At 59.1% G+C, this 17105-nt stretch carries 10 protein-coding genes; 5 read left to right on the top strand and 5 right to left on the bottom strand.

Annotated elements, in window-relative coordinates:
• Positions 1-208 precede the first annotated feature (208 nt).
• The gene (locus LJX92_RS14385) at positions 209-1249 is read left to right on the top strand and encodes a WD40/YVTN/BNR-like repeat-containing protein (RefSeq protein WP_103734985.1); all 1041 of its coding nucleotides are present in this window, start codon (positions 209-211) and stop codon (positions 1247-1249) included.
• Positions 1250-1265: 16 nt separating this feature from the next.
• Positions 1266-3641, top strand: a complete 2376-nt coding sequence (locus LJX92_RS14380) for an efflux RND transporter permease subunit (RefSeq protein WP_005787841.1) — start codon at positions 1266-1268, stop codon at positions 3639-3641.
• Between the two features lie 55 nt (positions 3642-3696).
• Here the strand turns inward: LJX92_RS14380 and LJX92_RS14375 are convergent, their stop codons facing one another.
• Positions 3697-5601: a hypothetical protein gene (locus tag LJX92_RS14375; RefSeq protein WP_228308452.1), complete on the bottom strand. Its 1905-nt coding sequence runs from the start codon at positions 5599-5601 to the stop codon at positions 3697-3699.
• A gap of 36 nt (positions 5602-5637) precedes the next feature.
• Entirely contained in the window at positions 5638-8562 is a 2925-nt protein-coding gene (locus LJX92_RS14370; protein WP_228308451.1) for a dermonecrotic toxin domain-containing protein, read from the bottom strand.
• Between the two features lie 523 nt (positions 8563-9085).
• Between LJX92_RS14370 and LJX92_RS14365 the strand changes: the two genes are divergently transcribed.
• From LJX92_RS14365 to LJX92_RS14355, 3 genes are all read left to right on the top strand, one after another.
• Positions 9086-9382, top strand: a complete 297-nt coding sequence (locus LJX92_RS14365) for a DUF5629 family protein (RefSeq protein ID WP_078821210.1) — start codon at positions 9086-9088, stop codon at positions 9380-9382.
• Complete coding sequence (locus LJX92_RS14360; protein ID WP_032803498.1) at positions 9369-10544, top strand: lactonase family protein; 1176 nt, start codon at positions 9369-9371, stop codon at positions 10542-10544. The genes LJX92_RS14365 and LJX92_RS14360 overlap by 14 nt, the downstream gene beginning before the upstream one ends.
• A gap of 156 nt (positions 10545-10700) precedes the next feature.
• Complete coding sequence (locus LJX92_RS14355) at positions 10701-10880, top strand: hypothetical protein (protein ID WP_005787847.1); 180 nt, start codon at positions 10701-10703, stop codon at positions 10878-10880.
• Between the two features lie 487 nt (positions 10881-11367).
• Here LJX92_RS14355 and LJX92_RS14350 read toward each other — a convergent pair whose 3' ends face one another.
• Genes LJX92_RS14350 through LJX92_RS14340 form a run of 3 tightly spaced genes read right to left on the bottom strand, consistent with a single transcriptional unit; the run spans position 11368 to position 16834 of the window.
• Complete coding sequence (locus LJX92_RS14350) at positions 11368-11961, bottom strand: glutathione S-transferase (protein WP_228308450.1); 594 nt, start codon at positions 11959-11961, stop codon at positions 11368-11370.
• A complete protein-coding gene (locus LJX92_RS14345; RefSeq protein ID WP_228308449.1) occupies positions 11958-15596 on the bottom strand; it encodes an AAA family ATPase in 3639 nt (1212 codons plus the stop codon). The genes LJX92_RS14350 and LJX92_RS14345 overlap by 4 nt, the downstream gene beginning before the upstream one ends.
• Positions 15593-16834: an exonuclease SbcCD subunit D C-terminal domain-containing protein gene (locus LJX92_RS14340; protein WP_228308448.1), complete on the bottom strand. Its 1242-nt coding sequence runs from the start codon at positions 16832-16834 to the stop codon at positions 15593-15595. The genes LJX92_RS14345 and LJX92_RS14340 overlap by 4 nt, the downstream gene beginning before the upstream one ends.
• Between the last annotated feature and the right edge of the window lie 271 nt (positions 16835-17105).

Below are 17105 nucleotides of genomic sequence, written 5' to 3'. Positions count from 1 at the left end.
TCACTTCAGTTGATATGAACCTATTCAGCCGTAGCCAAACGCCGCCAGTTAACAAAAGATAACGTAGCGCCGATTGTCAGACGATTCCAAAGCCCGATAGGATGGCCCGTGCTGACTCCAGGCGCTCTAGATTGCAGGTTTCAACGTCCTGGAAGATAAGCCGACCTAACAATAATAAATGGGAGAAAGGTCTATGAGTGAGCCTGTCATGGGTTGGGTTGTTTGCCGCCCACGCGCCGCACGCAGGGTTGCGTTGCTGGCCACAGCGCTCTCGCTGCTTGCCGGTGCGGTGTTGTCTACGCCCGTACTGGCCGCCAGCGATACCTCCGCCGCCGCGGTATTTGCGATTCAATCCCCCAAGGCCGCCAAAGGCTTGATGATCGATGTGGTTCACGCCGGCAAGCGGCTGGTGGCGGTCGGTGATCGTGGGCATATCCTGTATTCCGATGACCAGGGCAACACCTGGACCCAAGCCAAAGTTCCCACCCGGCAACTGCTCACGGCGGTGTTTTTCGTCGATGACCAACAGGGCTGGGCTGTCGGCCATGATGCGCAAATTCTTGCCAGTTCCGATGGCGGCGCCACGTGGACCCAGCAATATGAAGACCTCAAGCGCGAAGCGCCGTTGCTCGATGTGTGGTTCAACGATGCCAAGCACGGACTGGCCGTCGGCGCCTACGGTGCGTTGATTGAAACCACCGACGGCGGCACCACCTGGGCCGACGTCAGTGACCGCCTCGATAACGAAGACCAGTTTCACCTCAACGCCATCGCCCGGATCAAGGACGCCGGCCTGTTTATCGTCGGCGAACAGGGCAGCATGTTCCGCTCCAGCGACGATGGCCAAACCTGGGAGAAACTCGAAGGCCCCTACGAGGGCTCGTTGTTTGGCGTGATCAGTACGGCGCAGCCGCAGACCCTGCTGGCTTATGGCTTGCGCGGCAATCTCTACCGCTCCACGGATTTCGGCAGCACCTGGGAACAGGTCGAACTCAATGCCACACGCGGTGCGCTTGAGTTCGGCCTGTCTGGCGCCACCTTGCTTGATGATGGCGCCATCGTCGTCGTCGGCAACGGTGGCAGCGTGGTGGTCAGCCATGACGACGGCCAGACGTTCAGCGTGTTCAATCGCCCGGACCGGATTTCACTCTCGGCAGTCACAGCCGCAGGCAATGGCAACTTGATTCTGGTGGGGCAGGGTGGCGTTCGTGTCGCCACGCCAGCCGGCGCCGAACTCGTAAAACAATAAGAAGGGCGGGGAACGCATGAGCAGTCATCACAACGATAAAGCGACCTTTCTTGAGCGCCTGATTTTTAACAATCGCCCGGCGGTGATCGTCATCTGCCTGCTGGTGAGTATTTTCCTGTTCTGGCAGGCGACGTTGATTCGCCCGTCTACCAGCTTTGAAAAGATGATCCCCCTCAAGCACCCCTTCATCGAAAAGATGATGGAGCACCGCAACGACCTGGCCAACCTGGGCAACACCGTGCGCATTTCGGTGGAGGCCAAGGATGGGGATATCTTCACCAAGGACTATATGGAGACCCTGCGTCAGATCAATGACGAGGTGTTCTACATCTCTGGCGTCGATCGTTCGGGCCTCAAGTCGCTGTGGAGCCCCAGCGTGCGCTGGACCGAAGTGACCGAAGAAGGCTTTGCCGGCGGTGAAGTGATCCCGCAGAGCTACAACGGCTCGCCGCAAAGCCTCGACCAACTGCGCAACAACGTGCTCAAGTCCGGCCAGGTCGGGCGTTTGGTGGCTAACGATTTCAAATCGAGCATTGTCGATATCCCGTTGCTGGAGTCCTACCCGGACCCGCAGGACCAGGGCAAGCTACTGGCCCTGGACTACCAGAAGTTTTCCCACGAGCTTGAGGACAAGATCCGCAACAAGTTCGAGGCGCAAAACCCTAATGTAAAAATCCACATTGTCGGCTTTGCCAAGAAAGTCGGAGACCTGATCGACGGCCTGATCATGGTGGTGCTGTTCTTTGGCGTGGCCTTTGGCATCACCTTGGTCCTGTTGTTGTGGTTCACCAACTGCCTGCGCAGCACCATCGCGGTGTTGAGCACCACATTGGTGGCGGTGGTATGGCAGTTGGGCCTGATGCATGCCGCCGGTTTCGGGCTGGATCCCTACTCGATGCTGGTACCGTTCCTGATCTTCGCCATCGGTATTTCCCACGGCGTACAGAAGATCAACGGCATCGCCCTGCAGTCCGGTGAGGCCGACAACGCCCTGACGGCTGCGCGCCGCACGTTCCGGCAACTGTTCCTGCCGGGGATGATCGCGATTCTCGCGGATGCGGTTGGCTTTATTACCCTGCTGATCATTGATATCGGCGTGATCCGTGAACTGGCCATCGGCGCATCGATCGGCGTGGCGGTGATCGTGTTCACCAACCTGATCCTATTGCCGGTAGCGATTTCCTATGTAGGGATAAGCAAACGCGCCATCGCCAAGAGCAAGAAAGACGCGAACCGCGAACATGCGTTCTGGCGCCTGCTGTCCAAATTCGCCAGCCCGAAAGTTGCGCCGGTCTCGATTTTCCTGGCCTTGATCGCCTTTGGTGGCGGCCTGTGGTACAGCCAGAACCTGAAGATCGGCGATCTCGACCAAGGCGCACCGGAACTGCGCCCGGACTCGCGCTACAACAAAGATAACAACTTCATCATCAGCAACTACTCCACCAGCTCCGACGTGCTGGTAGTGATGGTCAAGACCCGTGCCGAAGGCTGCTCGCGCTATGAAGCCATGGCGCCCATCGACCAGTTGATGTGGAAGATGCAGAACACCGAGGGTGTGCAGTCGGCGATCTCGTTGGTGACCGTATCCAAACAAATGATCAAAGGCATGAACGAGGGCAACCTGAAATGGGAAACCCTGTCGCGTAACCCCGATGTGCTGAACAACTCCATCGCCCGTGCCGATGGCCTGTACAACAACAACTGTTCCCTGGCGCCGGTGCTGGTGTTCCTCAACGATCACAAGGCCGAAACCCTCGACCGTGCGGTGCACGCTGTGCAGGACTTCGCCAAGGAAAACAACAAGGACGGCCTGGAGTTCATCCTCGCTGCTGGTAACGCAGGGATCGAAGCCGCCACCAACGAAGTGATCAAGGAGTCGGAACTGATCATCCTGATCCTGGTGTACCTGTGTGTGGCGACCATGTGCATGATCACCTTCCGGTCCTGGGCGGCGACTTTGTGCATTGTGCTGCCGCTGGTGCTGACCTCGGTGCTGGGTAACGCGCTGATGGCGTTCATGGGTATTGGCGTCAAGGTTGCGACCTTGCCGGTGGTGGCCCTGGGCGTGGGGATTGGCGTGGACTACGGTATCTACATCTACAGCCGTCTGGAAAGTTTCCTGCGTGCAGGTTTGCCGCTGCAAGAGGCGTACTACCAGACGTTGAAGTCCACCGGTAAAGCTGTGCTGTTCACCGGCCTGTGCCTGGCCATTGGTGTGTGTACCTGGATCTTTTCGGCCATCAAGTTCCAGGCCGACATGGGCTTGATGCTGACCTTCATGTTGTTGTGGAACATGTTCGGCGCGTTGTGGCTACTACCCGCACTCGCGCGGTTCCTGATCAAGCCTGAGAAACTGGCGGGGCAGAAGGGCAATTCGTTGTTTGCGCATTAAGCCAATGCAAAAAGCCGCACTGTGCGGCTTTTTGCAGAGCGTCAGTTGATCAGCCTCACAGCTCCAGAAAGAGCTTCTGGTCCAGCGGGGCTGTAATACTGGCTTTGGTTATTTTCTCCACGACGCCATTGTTTCCTGCTTCTCTAATCAAGTCCTTTTGGGTCTTGTAGCGTTGGGATGGGATTTTCAGATGCGCAGCGTTGTGGTCGGCTCGCTTCCAGCCTTTCTGCGGATAGTGGAAGTGGGCATACCACAACGGTTCGACTTCGCCTTTTTTGCGAACTTGGTACTCGGTGAGAAAGTCGTTTGGCTTTAATTGGAAGTCCCGCTTTACCAGGTTGATATCGACAAAGCGATGGGTCCACAAGAAGTCGACATTTTCCGCTGTCGGCGGCTGAACCAGAAAGCCGTCTGCGGCGTGTTGACGGGCCTTTTGCAGCAGCTCATCTGCGGCGGCCCTCCATTGTGCAACTAAGTCGGCGGTTTCCGGTCTGGCTCTATGGCTGGCTTCGGCTTGATCAGCTGTCTCCCTGAGTTTATTGGCCAGCGGTTCTAGCATATCGTTCCAATCCTTGGGGGTAACAGTATCGCGCCGCGCCGGATCGTTAAGTTTGCGTTTCTGGAAAAGAATTGACTGCTCCTCTTTCGCCGCGTCACTCATCAGCTTTTGTGCCTCGCTCTTATAGTTCGCCAGGGACCTCGGGGGGGAGGCAAGGCGGGGAGGTGTGGGCTGCCCACGGATGATCTTCACCCACCCACGATCATTCGCGTGTTCGCTGTAACTCGCCACGGGTTGGCCGCTTTGTGGGTCTATCACATCGACAATGTCAAAGGTCTGGCCCGGTTCCGGAGCGCGCAGGGTGCCGATCAAGGTCTCATTGTCTTCAGTCTTGAATACGCGTTGATTACTCGGTTTGGCCCGTTGGTCGCTGCGTGGGGGCGCTTTTGGAATTAGAAACTGCTCTTCTTCGACGACCTGGACCAACTCGGCTTCCGCTTCGGCGATGAGCTTATTGAGTACCTCGGTGAAACGCTGGTGGTATTGCGCCCGAAAGAGCTCTGGGTGCTCCTCCTGCATAAGGAGGCTGTCGCTCAATACCTGTTTGTATTTAGTGATAATGGTAGTCAGCGCGGCATTGCGTTCGCTCAAGGTGTAGCCGGTGTATTGGTGCAGATCATTAAAAGCGACTATTTCGGTTTTCAGGGATTCTGCCAGGAAACGCTTCATCTGCAGGTGGTCAGTTGCCCCTGCGCTGCGGGCAGACCATGTCGTGGTTAGTAATTTGAGGAACGACATCCTATTCAGTTTTGATGTCAGTATTCTGGCGGCGGGAGGGGAGGTGTAACGCTCTTTGATGTACTCCTCGGCTTTTTTATTACCGAAGGGGGAGTCGTTCTTCCACTGATCAAATGTGTCACTGACCGCCTGCTTCGACGCCAATAGGTTTTCAGTAGCGTGATAGGCCATTTCGGACACTTCCATCAATTCATCGTAAGCGATCTCGGAGTCGTTATTGGACTGCCGTATCAACTCCTCCAGCGAGGCGCCGTTCACTCCAACGTGGCGGGCGTCGTTGGCCAGCTTCGTGTAAACGTCATCTATTTCAGTCAGGGCGTGCAGGACTTTTTCGTACACCTCTGAGCGGTCCTCTTTGAATTTGGACAGGTCGTCGACCCCGCCGAATTTTTTGGGTGCAATGATTTCAATGGCTTTTTCGCCAGCCACCTTTAGGGTTTGTGTCAGCGGCTTGAGCGCCTGAAGTTGCTGGTCCAGGTTGCTCTTGAGCCGCTCGGAGGCCTCGTACTGTTCTAGATAGGGCGCAAGAAATCGCTGTGCCGAACCCTCACTCCTGGATAGGTTGCGAAGCGTCTTGAGTTTTTTTCGAGCGGTCTCGTAGTCGGAGAGGCTGGTTTGGATTTCTTTGAGTGCGCTTGTATGGGCTTCTACCACTTTGGTCAATTCCCGCGTGCTGCGCTGAAAGTTCGCCTTTGCTTGCTACTGCGCTAGCAGGTTTTTTTTGACCATATCCTGCGGGCTCTCGTTTTTTGGCATGCCTCCCTTGAGCTTGGGTGCCACGTCAAAATGCCAACGACCCTGGGCATCGCGTTGTATTGGCGGTGCCGTACGTGCCTTGTTCTGTTCATCAATAACGTACGGGCCATCCAGGTCGGTCGCTACGCGATACCAGTGATTGTCGATGTTGGCATACAGCTTATCGTTCACTTGGTACAGACCTTTTTTGATGCCTTCGGCGATGGGCAATCCAGGGGCGGTCGGAGCCGTTACTTTGAACGAGTCTATGTGTGCAAGCAGGCTTGGCGTCAATCCACGCGGGCTGGATAAGCGGATATCGATGGCCATACCGTTGTCGCCAAAATTGCCGGAGGAGGGAGGTGTCGGGTCCTGACGGATCACAGCCTGGCGAACTATCGGCTGATTGCTGTCGCGAGGGCGCGGACCGCGGCTGTCGGAATGGGCGTCCTGCTCGAAGTGTTCAAAGGACTGCGCTGGTTTGCCAGGTTCGCCGGTCGGAGCATGGGTCAGCGTCATGCCCAAATTGATCAGCAGGTCGATCACCGCCGAAGTCGGGTCCGGGTCGCTTGGTGTGGAGAGCCGCTTGATGTCCTCTTCGCTGTTGGCCAATTGCAGTAACCAGCCCGCCATAGCCCCCGGCCCGCGCAATACCGGCAGCAACGTGTTGAACAGCAGCCAACCGAGTTCCTTGTGCGAGGCCCAGCGGCTTTCAGCGTCGGAGGTGGATTGGCCTTCCGCCAGGGTGACGAGGCTGTTGGCGTTGGATCGGAACCAATGCGTGAATAGACCACCGTTGAGCTGGTCCTGGCGTAGCGTGGTGGCCTCAGCATAGCCGTCGACGGCGAGGGTGGTGGGCTTGGGCGTGGTGGGTGGGTCGAACTCATTGAATACGGTGAAGCGTGCAATATTGGGGGTGCGAAAACCGCCATTGCCATACACCGCTCTGACCTTGTCATCCTTCAACCAGGCCAGCACGCTGTCTTGCAACGCACCCGGCTGGCGGATGGCTTCCAGCAGCGCGTCGCGGCTTGCAAACTCCAGCAACGCGGGCTTCAGTTGCGCACGATAGAGAATATGTGGGCCGCTGGTGCCGGCCACTGGTTCGATGATGAACATGTTGTCGACAACGTCTGGCGTTGCCCCTGGTTTGCGCACAAATGCCAGGGGGCGCACGGTAATCTCCTGTCCGTCCACCTGTTTGCTGCCCGCACCGGGCTGGGTGAGTGCTTCAATAAAGCGGTAACCCTGGGCGCTCATGCTGGCTTCGCCCTTGAGCTTGAGCTCCAGCGCCTGCATGGCGAGCTGGATCGGTACCTGCTCGACAAAACGCGCTGCCCGGTCCCGGGATTGCTGGGTCTCGCTGAGCAGTTCGCGATTGAGCAGTTGTGGGTAGTGGCGACCGATATCCACGCTGCTGATCAGGTTCTTGAGCATCTGCGGCATTTGCGGATCGCTGACCGGTTGCCCACGCAGATGGACTTCCATCTCGCCCTTGGGCAAGCCGGCGAGATTGTTCAGAGCCATATCCACCAGGCTCATCTTCACCCGCTCGATGTAGCCGCTGCCCAGATTACCCACGGCGACCTTGAACACCACCTCCACATCCTTTGCCGTGTAGCCCTTACCGGACAATTGCTCGTCCAGTTGCTGCTGGGCGTAGGTGCGGATATCGGGAATGCCGTCGAGAAACGTCCGGCCGTTGTTACGTTGTACGCTGCTGGCCAGTGCCAACGAGTGACGCCGGTAAGTGTCACGATCTGCTTCGCTGGCGTTTTTGAGCCAGCCTGGCAAATTATCGCGCAGCCGCCCAAGCTCGGCCGCATTTGCAGCATAGGCTCCGGTGAACCAGGGGCTCGGGTCGCTTGCACGGAAGAAGGCCTGCTCCAGTTGATCAGGCGTGCCCGACGTTGGGAGCTCAATGGATGCGACGTTTTCCACCATGGCATTGAGGATGAGCGCCGCTTGTGTATCAAAAATGTTTGTATCGATTTCCTGGCGCTTCCAATTCAGGCTGTCGAAAACAAACACTTTCTCCAGGTTTCTCCCCCAGGCTTCGCCGAATGCTTGCAATGAGTCATACGGTGTGACGACTCCAGCGGGGGTTGTATGCAGCACTTGCGTACGGCCGTCGACTTCTCGTGTGATCAACAGATCCGGGCTCAGTTGAGCTGAATTGCTGGCGCCATGGCTTACGGTGGTGTCGAGGATAAATACCTTGGCCGCTGCGTTGCCTTTTGCGGCTTGGCGGTGCACTTGATCCGGGTAGGTGGCGAGCTGATCGAGAGTCTCGCGTTGCGTGTCGGTGAGCCCGGGTTGTTTCAATGCGGCGGTTCGCAGGGTGTCCCTGAGTGTGTCGCTCAGCCATAGCCAACGGTTTGTCTCAAGATTGGGGATGTCCTGGGTGTTATAGGCGTTGCCGTTGAAGTGGCGAACCAGCGCTTGTTCGAAACCGCTTTTGAGAGTGGTTCGCAGGCTGCGGATGATCAATTCGATGGCTTGCATATCGATGCCCGGCACCAGCGCTCCCGCCAAGGGCCCCGGTTTGAGCATATGGCCCGTGGCTTGATCAATCAGCGTGCAGGCCAGTGAGTGTTTATCGGTAAAGTCCAGCTCGCCGTCGCGGGTCAGGTGCTTGAGTGCTACGTCCAGCAAAGGGGTCAAGCAGTACTGGGGGGGATTGTTGGAAATGGGTTCGGCCAACGCTGTGTATCGAGGGTCAAACGCCAGGGTGGGATACAGGTTTTTGATGGCGTCGCTGAGCAGGTTCGACACCACTGAGCGCAACGTGGGCCGGCCAGCGAACTGGTGTGCAACCGTATTGGCTGTGATGTCGGCAGCGGGCTGCGGCGTTGAGACCGTAGCGGCCGGCGTTGGGCTTAGCGGCACAAAGCTCAAGCCGGATCTGAGCGATGACGACCCCGGCGATGTTTCGTAATGGACGCTGGTATCGCGCCGGGATCTGCGCAGTGATTGATCGTGGTCCGTTTGGAGCGACGCCTCGGAGTGGCTGCCAGGGGGTATTTCGAGCACTTTCCCCGACTTGTGGGTAACGGGGGGGAGCGGTACGGGGCTCAAGGTGTAGTCGGAAAGTCGTGAAGGGTGGTTTCCATGGATCATCGTGTAGCTTCCTTGTCGTTGAGATCTTGCTCGGCGTAGCGATTTGACCCTGAACGCCTAAAGCGAACAGGCGAGCGAAAATTAACGACCGGTGCTTAACCGTCAAATGAACAATGAGTAATCAGCTGTTTCCGGCAACGCTGTATCAGCGGCAAAAGCTGATAATGCGCAGGCCGACGTAGGGGGGAGTAATTATGGCGGCATGTGAACGCCCCCGATGGTTGAACGCAGCGTTTAGGCCGATGCAACAATTTGGCCTATCATGAGGTCTTTCCTCTGAACGACTGATGTGATGACTGCCGAATCTGCCACCCTGCCGGACACCCTTGAAACCAGCGACATGCTTGAAATCGATGGCTTGCACGCCTTTGACTTCGAACTCGATAACGAGAAGTTGCTGATCACCGCCATGGACGGCCGTGCAGAAAAACGCTGGGCGTTCAGCCTGGCCCAGGTGCAGGCGGCCACGTTCGACGGCACCCTGCAAAGCTGGACCCTTACCGGTGAATCGGGCGAGCACCGCTTGATCTGCATGAGCGCCTTCACCGGCAACAATAACGATGAGGATGTAGCCGATGATGATGCGTAAATTCTGGCCCTTGCTGATGGCGGGCAGTGTCGGTGCCATGTCGGTGCAGGCTGCACCGGCTGACACCTATGAGCTGCTGGTGGGCAGCTATACCGCCGGCACCAGCGAAGGTATCTACCGCCTGCAATTCGACAGCCGCACCGGGCAGTTCAGCGGCAAGCCGGTGCTGGCTGCCAAGACGGCCAACCCGTCGTGGTTGACGGTTTCCAAGGACCAGAAGTACCTGTTTGTGGTCAACGAGAACGGTCCAGGCCAGAAAGACCCGGTGGGTCGTGTCAGCAGTTACAGCATCGACCCGCAAAATCATCAGCTCACCCTGATCAACCAGGTGCAGAGCCTGGGCAACGAGCCGACCCATTCCAGCGTCGCCGCCGATGGGCGTCACCTGTTTGTTGCCAACTATTCGGTACTCGAAGACCCGGGCGGCAGCCTGGCGGTGCTGCCGGTAGGCGCCGAGGGCAAGCTGTCGGCCCCGGTGCAGTTGAGCGGGCATCCGGCCAGCCGGGTAAATCCTGAGCGCCAGGCGTCCAATCACGTGCATTCCGTGGTGTCGTCACCGGATGGCAAGTACGTATATGTGCAGGATCTGGGCGCGGACAAAGTGTTTGTCTACCAGTACGATCCCAAGGCCAATCACGAATTGCCGCTGACGCCGGCCAACCCGGCCTCGGTGCAACTGCCACCCGGCAGCGGCCCACGTCATTTGCTGTTCAGCGCCGACGGCAAACACGCCTGGCTGACCACCGAAATGAGCGCTCAGGTCGCGGTGTTCGATTACAGCGATGGCAAGCTGACGCAAACCCAGCTGCTGGACTATGCCGCTGGCCAACCGGTGTCCGACAAAGCCGGCGCGGCGCTGCATGCGTCAAGCGACGGCAAGTTCCTCTACGTGAGCAACCGCGGTACGGCCAATCAGTTGCTGGTGTTCAGCATCGACCCGGCCACCGCGCACCTCAAGGAAATCCAGCGTCGCTCTGTCGAAGGTGATCACCCTCGTGAGTTCAGCCTCGACCCGAGCGGCAAGTTCCTGCTGATCGCCAACCAGAAAAGCAATGAAATCGTGGTGGTTGAACGCGACCCCAAGACCGGTTTGTTGGGTAAAACCGTGCAGCAATTGCCGATCGATGCCCCCAGCGACCTCAAGTTCCTGGTGCGTCAATAAGCCACAGGCCCCGCAGTGCGGGGCCTGAGCCGTTGTATTAATTCGGTTGATAGCGGCTACTGTTTCAAAGCATTTCTAAGGTCCAACCCTCGGGCGTAAGTTTGGTTCCAAGGCCTCCACCGGCCACTCAACCAAACGAACACAAGGGTTACCGCCATGAACTTGAATCTCTTCTCCATCATCGCCGCTTCCGCTGTTTCCGCCACCGTGGCATTGCCTGCCAGCGCCAGCGTGGAAGTCACTGACAAGAAATCCAGTGTCACGGCCTACACCCAGAAATACCTGCAACAGAGTGCCAATTTCTATGCAGCGCTGGATCACAAGACTCAGCACTGAGCTTCAGACAATAGAGGCCTGATGTGGGAGGGGGCTTGCCCCCGATGAGCATGGGTATCTACACAACTTTTGTAGCCACCGCCGAGCGTAACCACGATGCGAAGCGAGCCGCTCTTGATCTTGATCTGCTTTTGATCTTAAGCGCCCCCCAAATCACTGGCGGATTACGGGCACTCCGAGCCTAGGCGAGGTGCCGAGTGGTGGGGCAAGAGCGTTTTGCTTACTTTTGCGCTTTTCAAAAGTGAGCCGCTGTAAGAGCGGAACCAATAGTAGCCGTTGCCTAAATAACGGATATGTACTCGGTTTGATCCGGCATCCTGGTCGGCCCTGAGGCCGCCATCGGGAGCAAGCCCCCTCCCACAGGTACAGCGCCATACCAGAAGTTGTGTAGATACCTATGCCCCGATGAGGGAGTATCAGTAAGCACACCTGTGACTGACCCACCGCTATCGGGAGCAAGCTCCTCCCACATTTAGTCGAGTAAAACTCAGGTTTTTGCCATCACCGCAATAAACAGCGGTGATTCCAGAAACCGTTGAAGCCACGCCTGCAACCGGTAGTACGGCGTCCCCGCAAACCACTCGCGATCCACATGGGCAAACTGCCTTACAAAGGGCACCAGCGCCGCATCTGCCAGGCTCAGGTGATCGGCAAGCAAATACTCCCGCTCTGTCAGCAAACCCTCCAGCTTGCGCAAAAACACCTCGCCCTCGGCCCGATAATGTTCCATCGGTTGCTCCGGGTAGCGTTCGGCGTACTTGTATCGATTCAAGTGATGTTTGAACACCTGATCGTTCTCGCTGATCAGCGCCAATACCGCATGCTCACCCTGCAACAACCAATCCTCGGGATCGTGCTGTGCCAGCGCCCACTGCATGATCTCCAGGCTTTCTTCGATCACTCGGCCTTCGACGCTCAACACCGGCACCGTGCCCTTGGGCGACAGCGCCAGCATCTCGGTCGGTTTGGCTTTCAGGCTCACTTCGATAATGTCCACCGGCACGCCTGAATAGCGCAGCGCCAATCGCGCCCGCATTGCATAAGGGCAGCGCCGGAACGAATACAGCAGCGCCTGGCTCACTTGACCTCCAGGGTGCTCAGGCCATTGCCCTGGCGCTTGACCTGGATTTGCACCGGGATACGCTCGTGCATTTCCTGAACGTGAGAGATCACCGCCACCTTGCGGCCCTGAGCCTGCAAACCATCCAAAGCGTCCATGGCCAATTGCAGGGACTCGGGGTCGAGGCTGCCGAAACCTTCATCGATAAACAGCGACTCGATCTTCAAGGTGCTTGAGGCCATGGACGCCAGGCCCAAGGCCAGCGCCAATGACACCAGGAAGGTTTCGCCACCGGACAGTGAGTGTACCGAGCGCAATTCGTCACCCATCTCCGTGTCCATCACCAACAGCCCGAGCATACTGCCGCCGCGTTTAAGCCGGTAGCGGCGCACCAGTTGGCGCAACTGCACGTTGGCATGGTGCACCAGCAAATCGAGGTTGTAGGCCTGGGCGATCTTGCGGAAGGTGTCGCCGGTGGCCGAACCGATCAACGCATTCAGGCGCGCCCAGCGCTGCCATTCTTCATAGGCCTTGGTGATCTGTTCGGCCAGGGCCTGGTTGGCGTCCTGGCGGCGTTGATCTTCGGCTTGGCGGGCGCGCAGTTCGGCGCAATGCTTCTCGCCTTCGGCCAGCCGCTGATTGAGCGCCGCCAGGGTGTGGTCCAGTTGATCGGCGTTGAGATTGCCGTTGTGCAAGGCCTGGTGTTCGGCCAAGCGCTGTTCGCGCTCTTGCAGCAGCACCTTGGCTTGCTCGACAGTTTTTTCGCTGCTGTTCAGGTCCTGGCGTAGCTGCGCGATCTGAGCCTCATCGAAGGCTAATAAACGTGACAGGCCCTGGTTATCCAGATCGGGGTGCAGCGTGCGCCATTCATTGATGCGTGTTTCAAGCGCTTGTTGTTCCGCTTGCAGCGCGTGTTGGCGGTCCTGCTGGGCCTTAAGGTCAGCAGCCAGTTGGACCAGGGCCGTGTGCACGGTGTGCAGCTCGTGGTTGGCGTCGGTCTCGCTTTGGCGTGACTGCGCGACGGCCTGCTCCAGTTGCTGCTGCCAGTGTTCGGCGCTGGCGTGGTCGCCCAGCAAGGCGCTGAGTTTTTCTTGAACAGCTTGTTGCTGTGAGGCCACTTCGGTGACTTGCAGCGTGAGCGCGTCGAGCTGCTGCTGGCGATGTTGCTGGTGGGTCTGCTGTTTCTCGATGGCCTGCTGGCGCTCCTGCTGCTCGGCCAGTTCATCGCGCTGATGGCCCAACTGCTCAAGGCGTTGACTGACCTGCTGGTCGAGCTGCATGAAGGTCGCCGCAGGCGCACTGCGCAAACCCTCCAGGGTTTGGGTGGGCAACAGGGTGGCGAAGGTGGCGAGTTCTGCGTCGAGGCGTTCGCGGTCCTTGGCCAATTCCCGTTGCTGGTCCACCAGCAACTGCCGGGTTTGCTGGCTGGCCTCCTGAGCGGCTTGCAACTGCTGCTGAAGGCGCCCGGCGTTTTGTTGCAGGTTGAGCAGGGCGTCCTGGCGTTGTTCGTCCTGAGTGAGGCTCTGGGTCAGTTGGGCCAGTTGCTGAGCCAGCCAGCCGCTGCGTTTGGCCGCGTCCTGATTGAACAACGAGGCGTACAGCGGATGGGCCTCCAGGCTCTGTGCCAGGCCTTGCTGTTGTATCGCCAGCTGTTCCTGTTGGCGCAGGAACTCCTTCTGTTCGGCGATCAGTCCACCGACTTCACCGCGCAGTTCATTGAGTTTTTCCTTGAGGTCGTCGACCGCCTTTTGCGCCGTGGCTTCTTCGTTCTCGTCATGGCGACCCAGGCTCTGCAACAGGGCTTCGGGCTGGTGATACGGATGCTCGTGGCTGCCGCACACCGGGCAGGGCTGGTCATCCTGCAATTGCGCGCGCAACTCTTCGACGCTGGCGCTGCGGGCCAGGCGCTGACGTTCCAGCAGTTGCTTGGTCACCGTCAGGGTTTGCTCAGCCACGCTGAGTTCGGCCTTGGTTTGCAAACCGCTCTGGTTCAGTCGCTCGCGGCGTTGCGCGGCATCGGCGAGTTGTTGTGTCAGCGCGCCTGTCTGTTGATCCAGTTGCTGCTGGCTGTCCCACAAGCGGGCCAGGTCTTCGAAAGCACGCTGTTGCTTGCGATTATCCTGCAGCAGGCTGGCCAGCAACTGAATTTGCTCGGCCACCGCGTGGGGTTCGGCACCGGCTTCCTGATAGAGCAGGTCGAGGGCTTCGCGCTGTTGGGTGAACTGATCGGCGGCGGCGCTGGCACGCTGTTCGAGTTGCGGCAGTTCGGCCTCGCCCTTGTTGAGGCGATTGCCGATCACCATCAGCTGTTGCAGACGGTCGCGGTAGGCGTTCCAGGCTTCGCTCAGCGGGGCAAGGGCGGTGCTGTGCTCAAGCTCGGCAGCCAGGCGGTGCAGGCGCTCGGCGACTTGGGTTTGCGTGTCTTGCAAACCCTTGAGCAGGGCGTGGCCTTCGTTGCAGGCGCTTTGCTGTTGTTGTTTTTCTTCGCTGCGCTTGGCCAGTTCCCGGGTCAAGTGGGCGAGGGTGTTCTGTTCTTCAACGGCCTGGCGCAGCAGGGGAGCCGCCTCGGCCTGGTTTTTCAGGGCGCCGGCCAGCGCCGCTTGGGCGGCCACTTGCTGTTGTTGCGCCTGGTCCTGGCGGGTATGCAGGGCGACTTGCTGCTCCAGCTGTTGCTGAATCTGTGCCGCGAGTGGCGTCAGCAGGGTGCCGAGTTCAGCCTGGCGCAGGAAGTGATGACGTTGCGGTGCCAATTGCTCCAGGCGATTGAGGTCCTGGCGTTGCGGGCCTTGGCTGTCCCACTGCTGCTGGGCCTGCTGCAGTTGTTCGACGGCGCTGAGCTGGCGCTCTTGCCACTCACGCAACTCTTTAAGCCAGGTGTGCTGCAACTCCAACTGCTTGAGCTGGGCCTGCTGGGTCTTGAGTTGTTGCTGGGCCTCGGCCAACTGTTGATCGAGTTCGGCGCGGGCTTCAGGTGCCAAGGGCACTACGCCGGTGGCCTGGTCTTGCAACTGTTTGTGGGCGTCCCTGGCCTCCTTGGCCTTGTCGAATGCACGTCGCCCCAGTTGGGTGTACAGCGCGGTGTCGGTGAGCTTTTCCAGCAGTTCGCTGCGCTCATTGTCATTGGCCTTGAGGAAGGCGCTGAACTCGCTTTGCGCCAGCAACACCGCACGGGTGAACTGCTCGAAGTTCAGGCCCAGGGCCAGCTCAAGCTGAGTCTTGTATTCGGTTTTCTGGCTGGCCAGCAGTTGCTCGCTGTCCAGGTCGATCAAGCTTTGCCGGCTGTTCTGCAACTTGCCGCCGGCCTTGTCGCGGGCGCGGTTGGCTTCCCAGCGCGCACGGTAGCGACGGCCACTGACGCCGACGAAATCCACTTCGGCATAACCGCCGCCGGTGCCGCGCCGAATCAGCGTGCGCGGATCGCCGATGGAGATATCGGTGTCGGCGTCCGGCATCTTGGCCTGGCCGGTATCGCCCAGGCGCGGCACCGCGCCGAACAACGCCAGGCACAATGCGTCAAGCAGCGTGCTTTTACCCGCGCCGGTCGGCCCGGTGATAGCGAACAGGCCCGCACTGGCCAGGGGCTCGGCGGTGAAGTCGATCTCGAACGGGCCGGCCAGGGAGGCGAGGTTTTTCAGGCGGATAGCGAGGATCTTCATGGCTGTTCGTCCTCCTGTTGCACTTCCTGGAGCAGCACGGCGAAATCCTTCAGGGTTTGTTCATCCACTTCGCTGCCATAGCTGTCCTGCCAGGCACGGCTGAACAATTCCTGGGGCGTGAGCTGGTCGAGTTCGATCAAGCGCTCATCGTCGCTTTCGCTGTTGCCGCGCTGGCCGGCGTATTCGGCGGCGATGCGCACCAGGCGTACGGCCTTGCCTTGCAGGGCGGTTTCGATCTGCTGGCGCAGGTCTGGCTGTGGTTCGTCGAGGCGTACCCGCACTTCCAGCCAAGGGTGACGTTGGGTTTCGGCCAGCAGGTCGATGTCCGGCAGGTCGCGCAGCTGCTTGAGGATGTCCGCCAGCGGTGCGGCTTCCAGACGTTGCAGGTTGACTGAACGGGGGATCAGCAGCGGTTCGACGCCCACCAACCGTTCACCCTGGAACGTCACGTCGAGCACCTGATGCTTGTAGCCAATCTCGGAAAACGACAGCGGAATCGGCGAGCCGCTGTAGCGAATGCGCTCTTCGCCATTGACCTGTTGCGGCTTGTGCAAGTGGCCGAGGGCAACATAGCCGACGGTTTTGTCGAACAGGCTGGCCGGCAGTGCCTCGGCATTGCCGATGATCAGGCTGCGCTCGGAGTCTTCCGATACCGACCCCCCGGCCATGTGCGCATGACTGATGGCTATCAGTGCCTGGCCTTTTTTGCGTTTGGCATTGGCGGCGGCGATCAGCCATTCATGCACCTGGCCGATACCCCGCAAGTAGTCGTCTCCCAGATGCGCACCGGTAACTTCCGCCGGGCGCAGGAATGGCAGCGCCAGGCACCAGGCGGCAATCTTGCCTTTGGCATCCGGCAAGGGGATCAGCAGGCGTTCTGCGTCCAACTGGCCATCGTCGAGCCACAACACCCGGCCCAGGGCATGAGTGCGCAGGCGGCGCATCAATGGCGCGGGCAGCTCGATACGCGAGCCGGAGTCATGGTTGCCGGCGATCATCACAATCGTCAGCGTCGGGTTTTGCTCGTGGGCGCTGATGATGAAGTCATACAGGCGTTCCTGGGCCTTGAGCGGCGGGTTGACCGTGTCGAAGATATCGCCAGCGATCAACAGCGCATCCGGGCGCTGGGCCTTCAGTTGGCCCAGCAGCCACTCAAGGAAACAGGCATGTTCGAAGTCGCGTTCCTGGCCGTGGAGGTTTTGGCCCAGGTGCCAGTCGGAGGTGTGAAACAGACGCAAGGCGAACTCCGTGGAGAAGATGAAAAGGAGGGGAGTTTACCTGTAAACACGCACACAGTGCCTGCAAGTGGCCCAGACCCGATATAGCAGAGGACTTGCCCCGATGACGGTGAATCAGATATGGATTAATTGGCTGATCCACCGTTATCGGGAGCAAGCCCCCTCCCACAGGGGTTATGGGTGTTGACGGGGTTGGGGGGGGCAGGCAGGCCATTGCGCGGGCCATGTCGCGTTGGGCGCCAGCCGTGGGGAACGGTTGGGCAGGGGAGGA

Origin of the sequence: Pseudomonas sp. HN8-3 (assembly GCF_020790195.1) — a bacterium.
Lineage (GTDB): Bacteria > Pseudomonadota > Gammaproteobacteria > Pseudomonadales > Pseudomonadaceae > Aquipseudomonas > Aquipseudomonas synxantha_A.
Note: the sequence above shows the minus strand (reverse complement) of the source record. Positions and strands in the feature narration are given on the sequence as shown.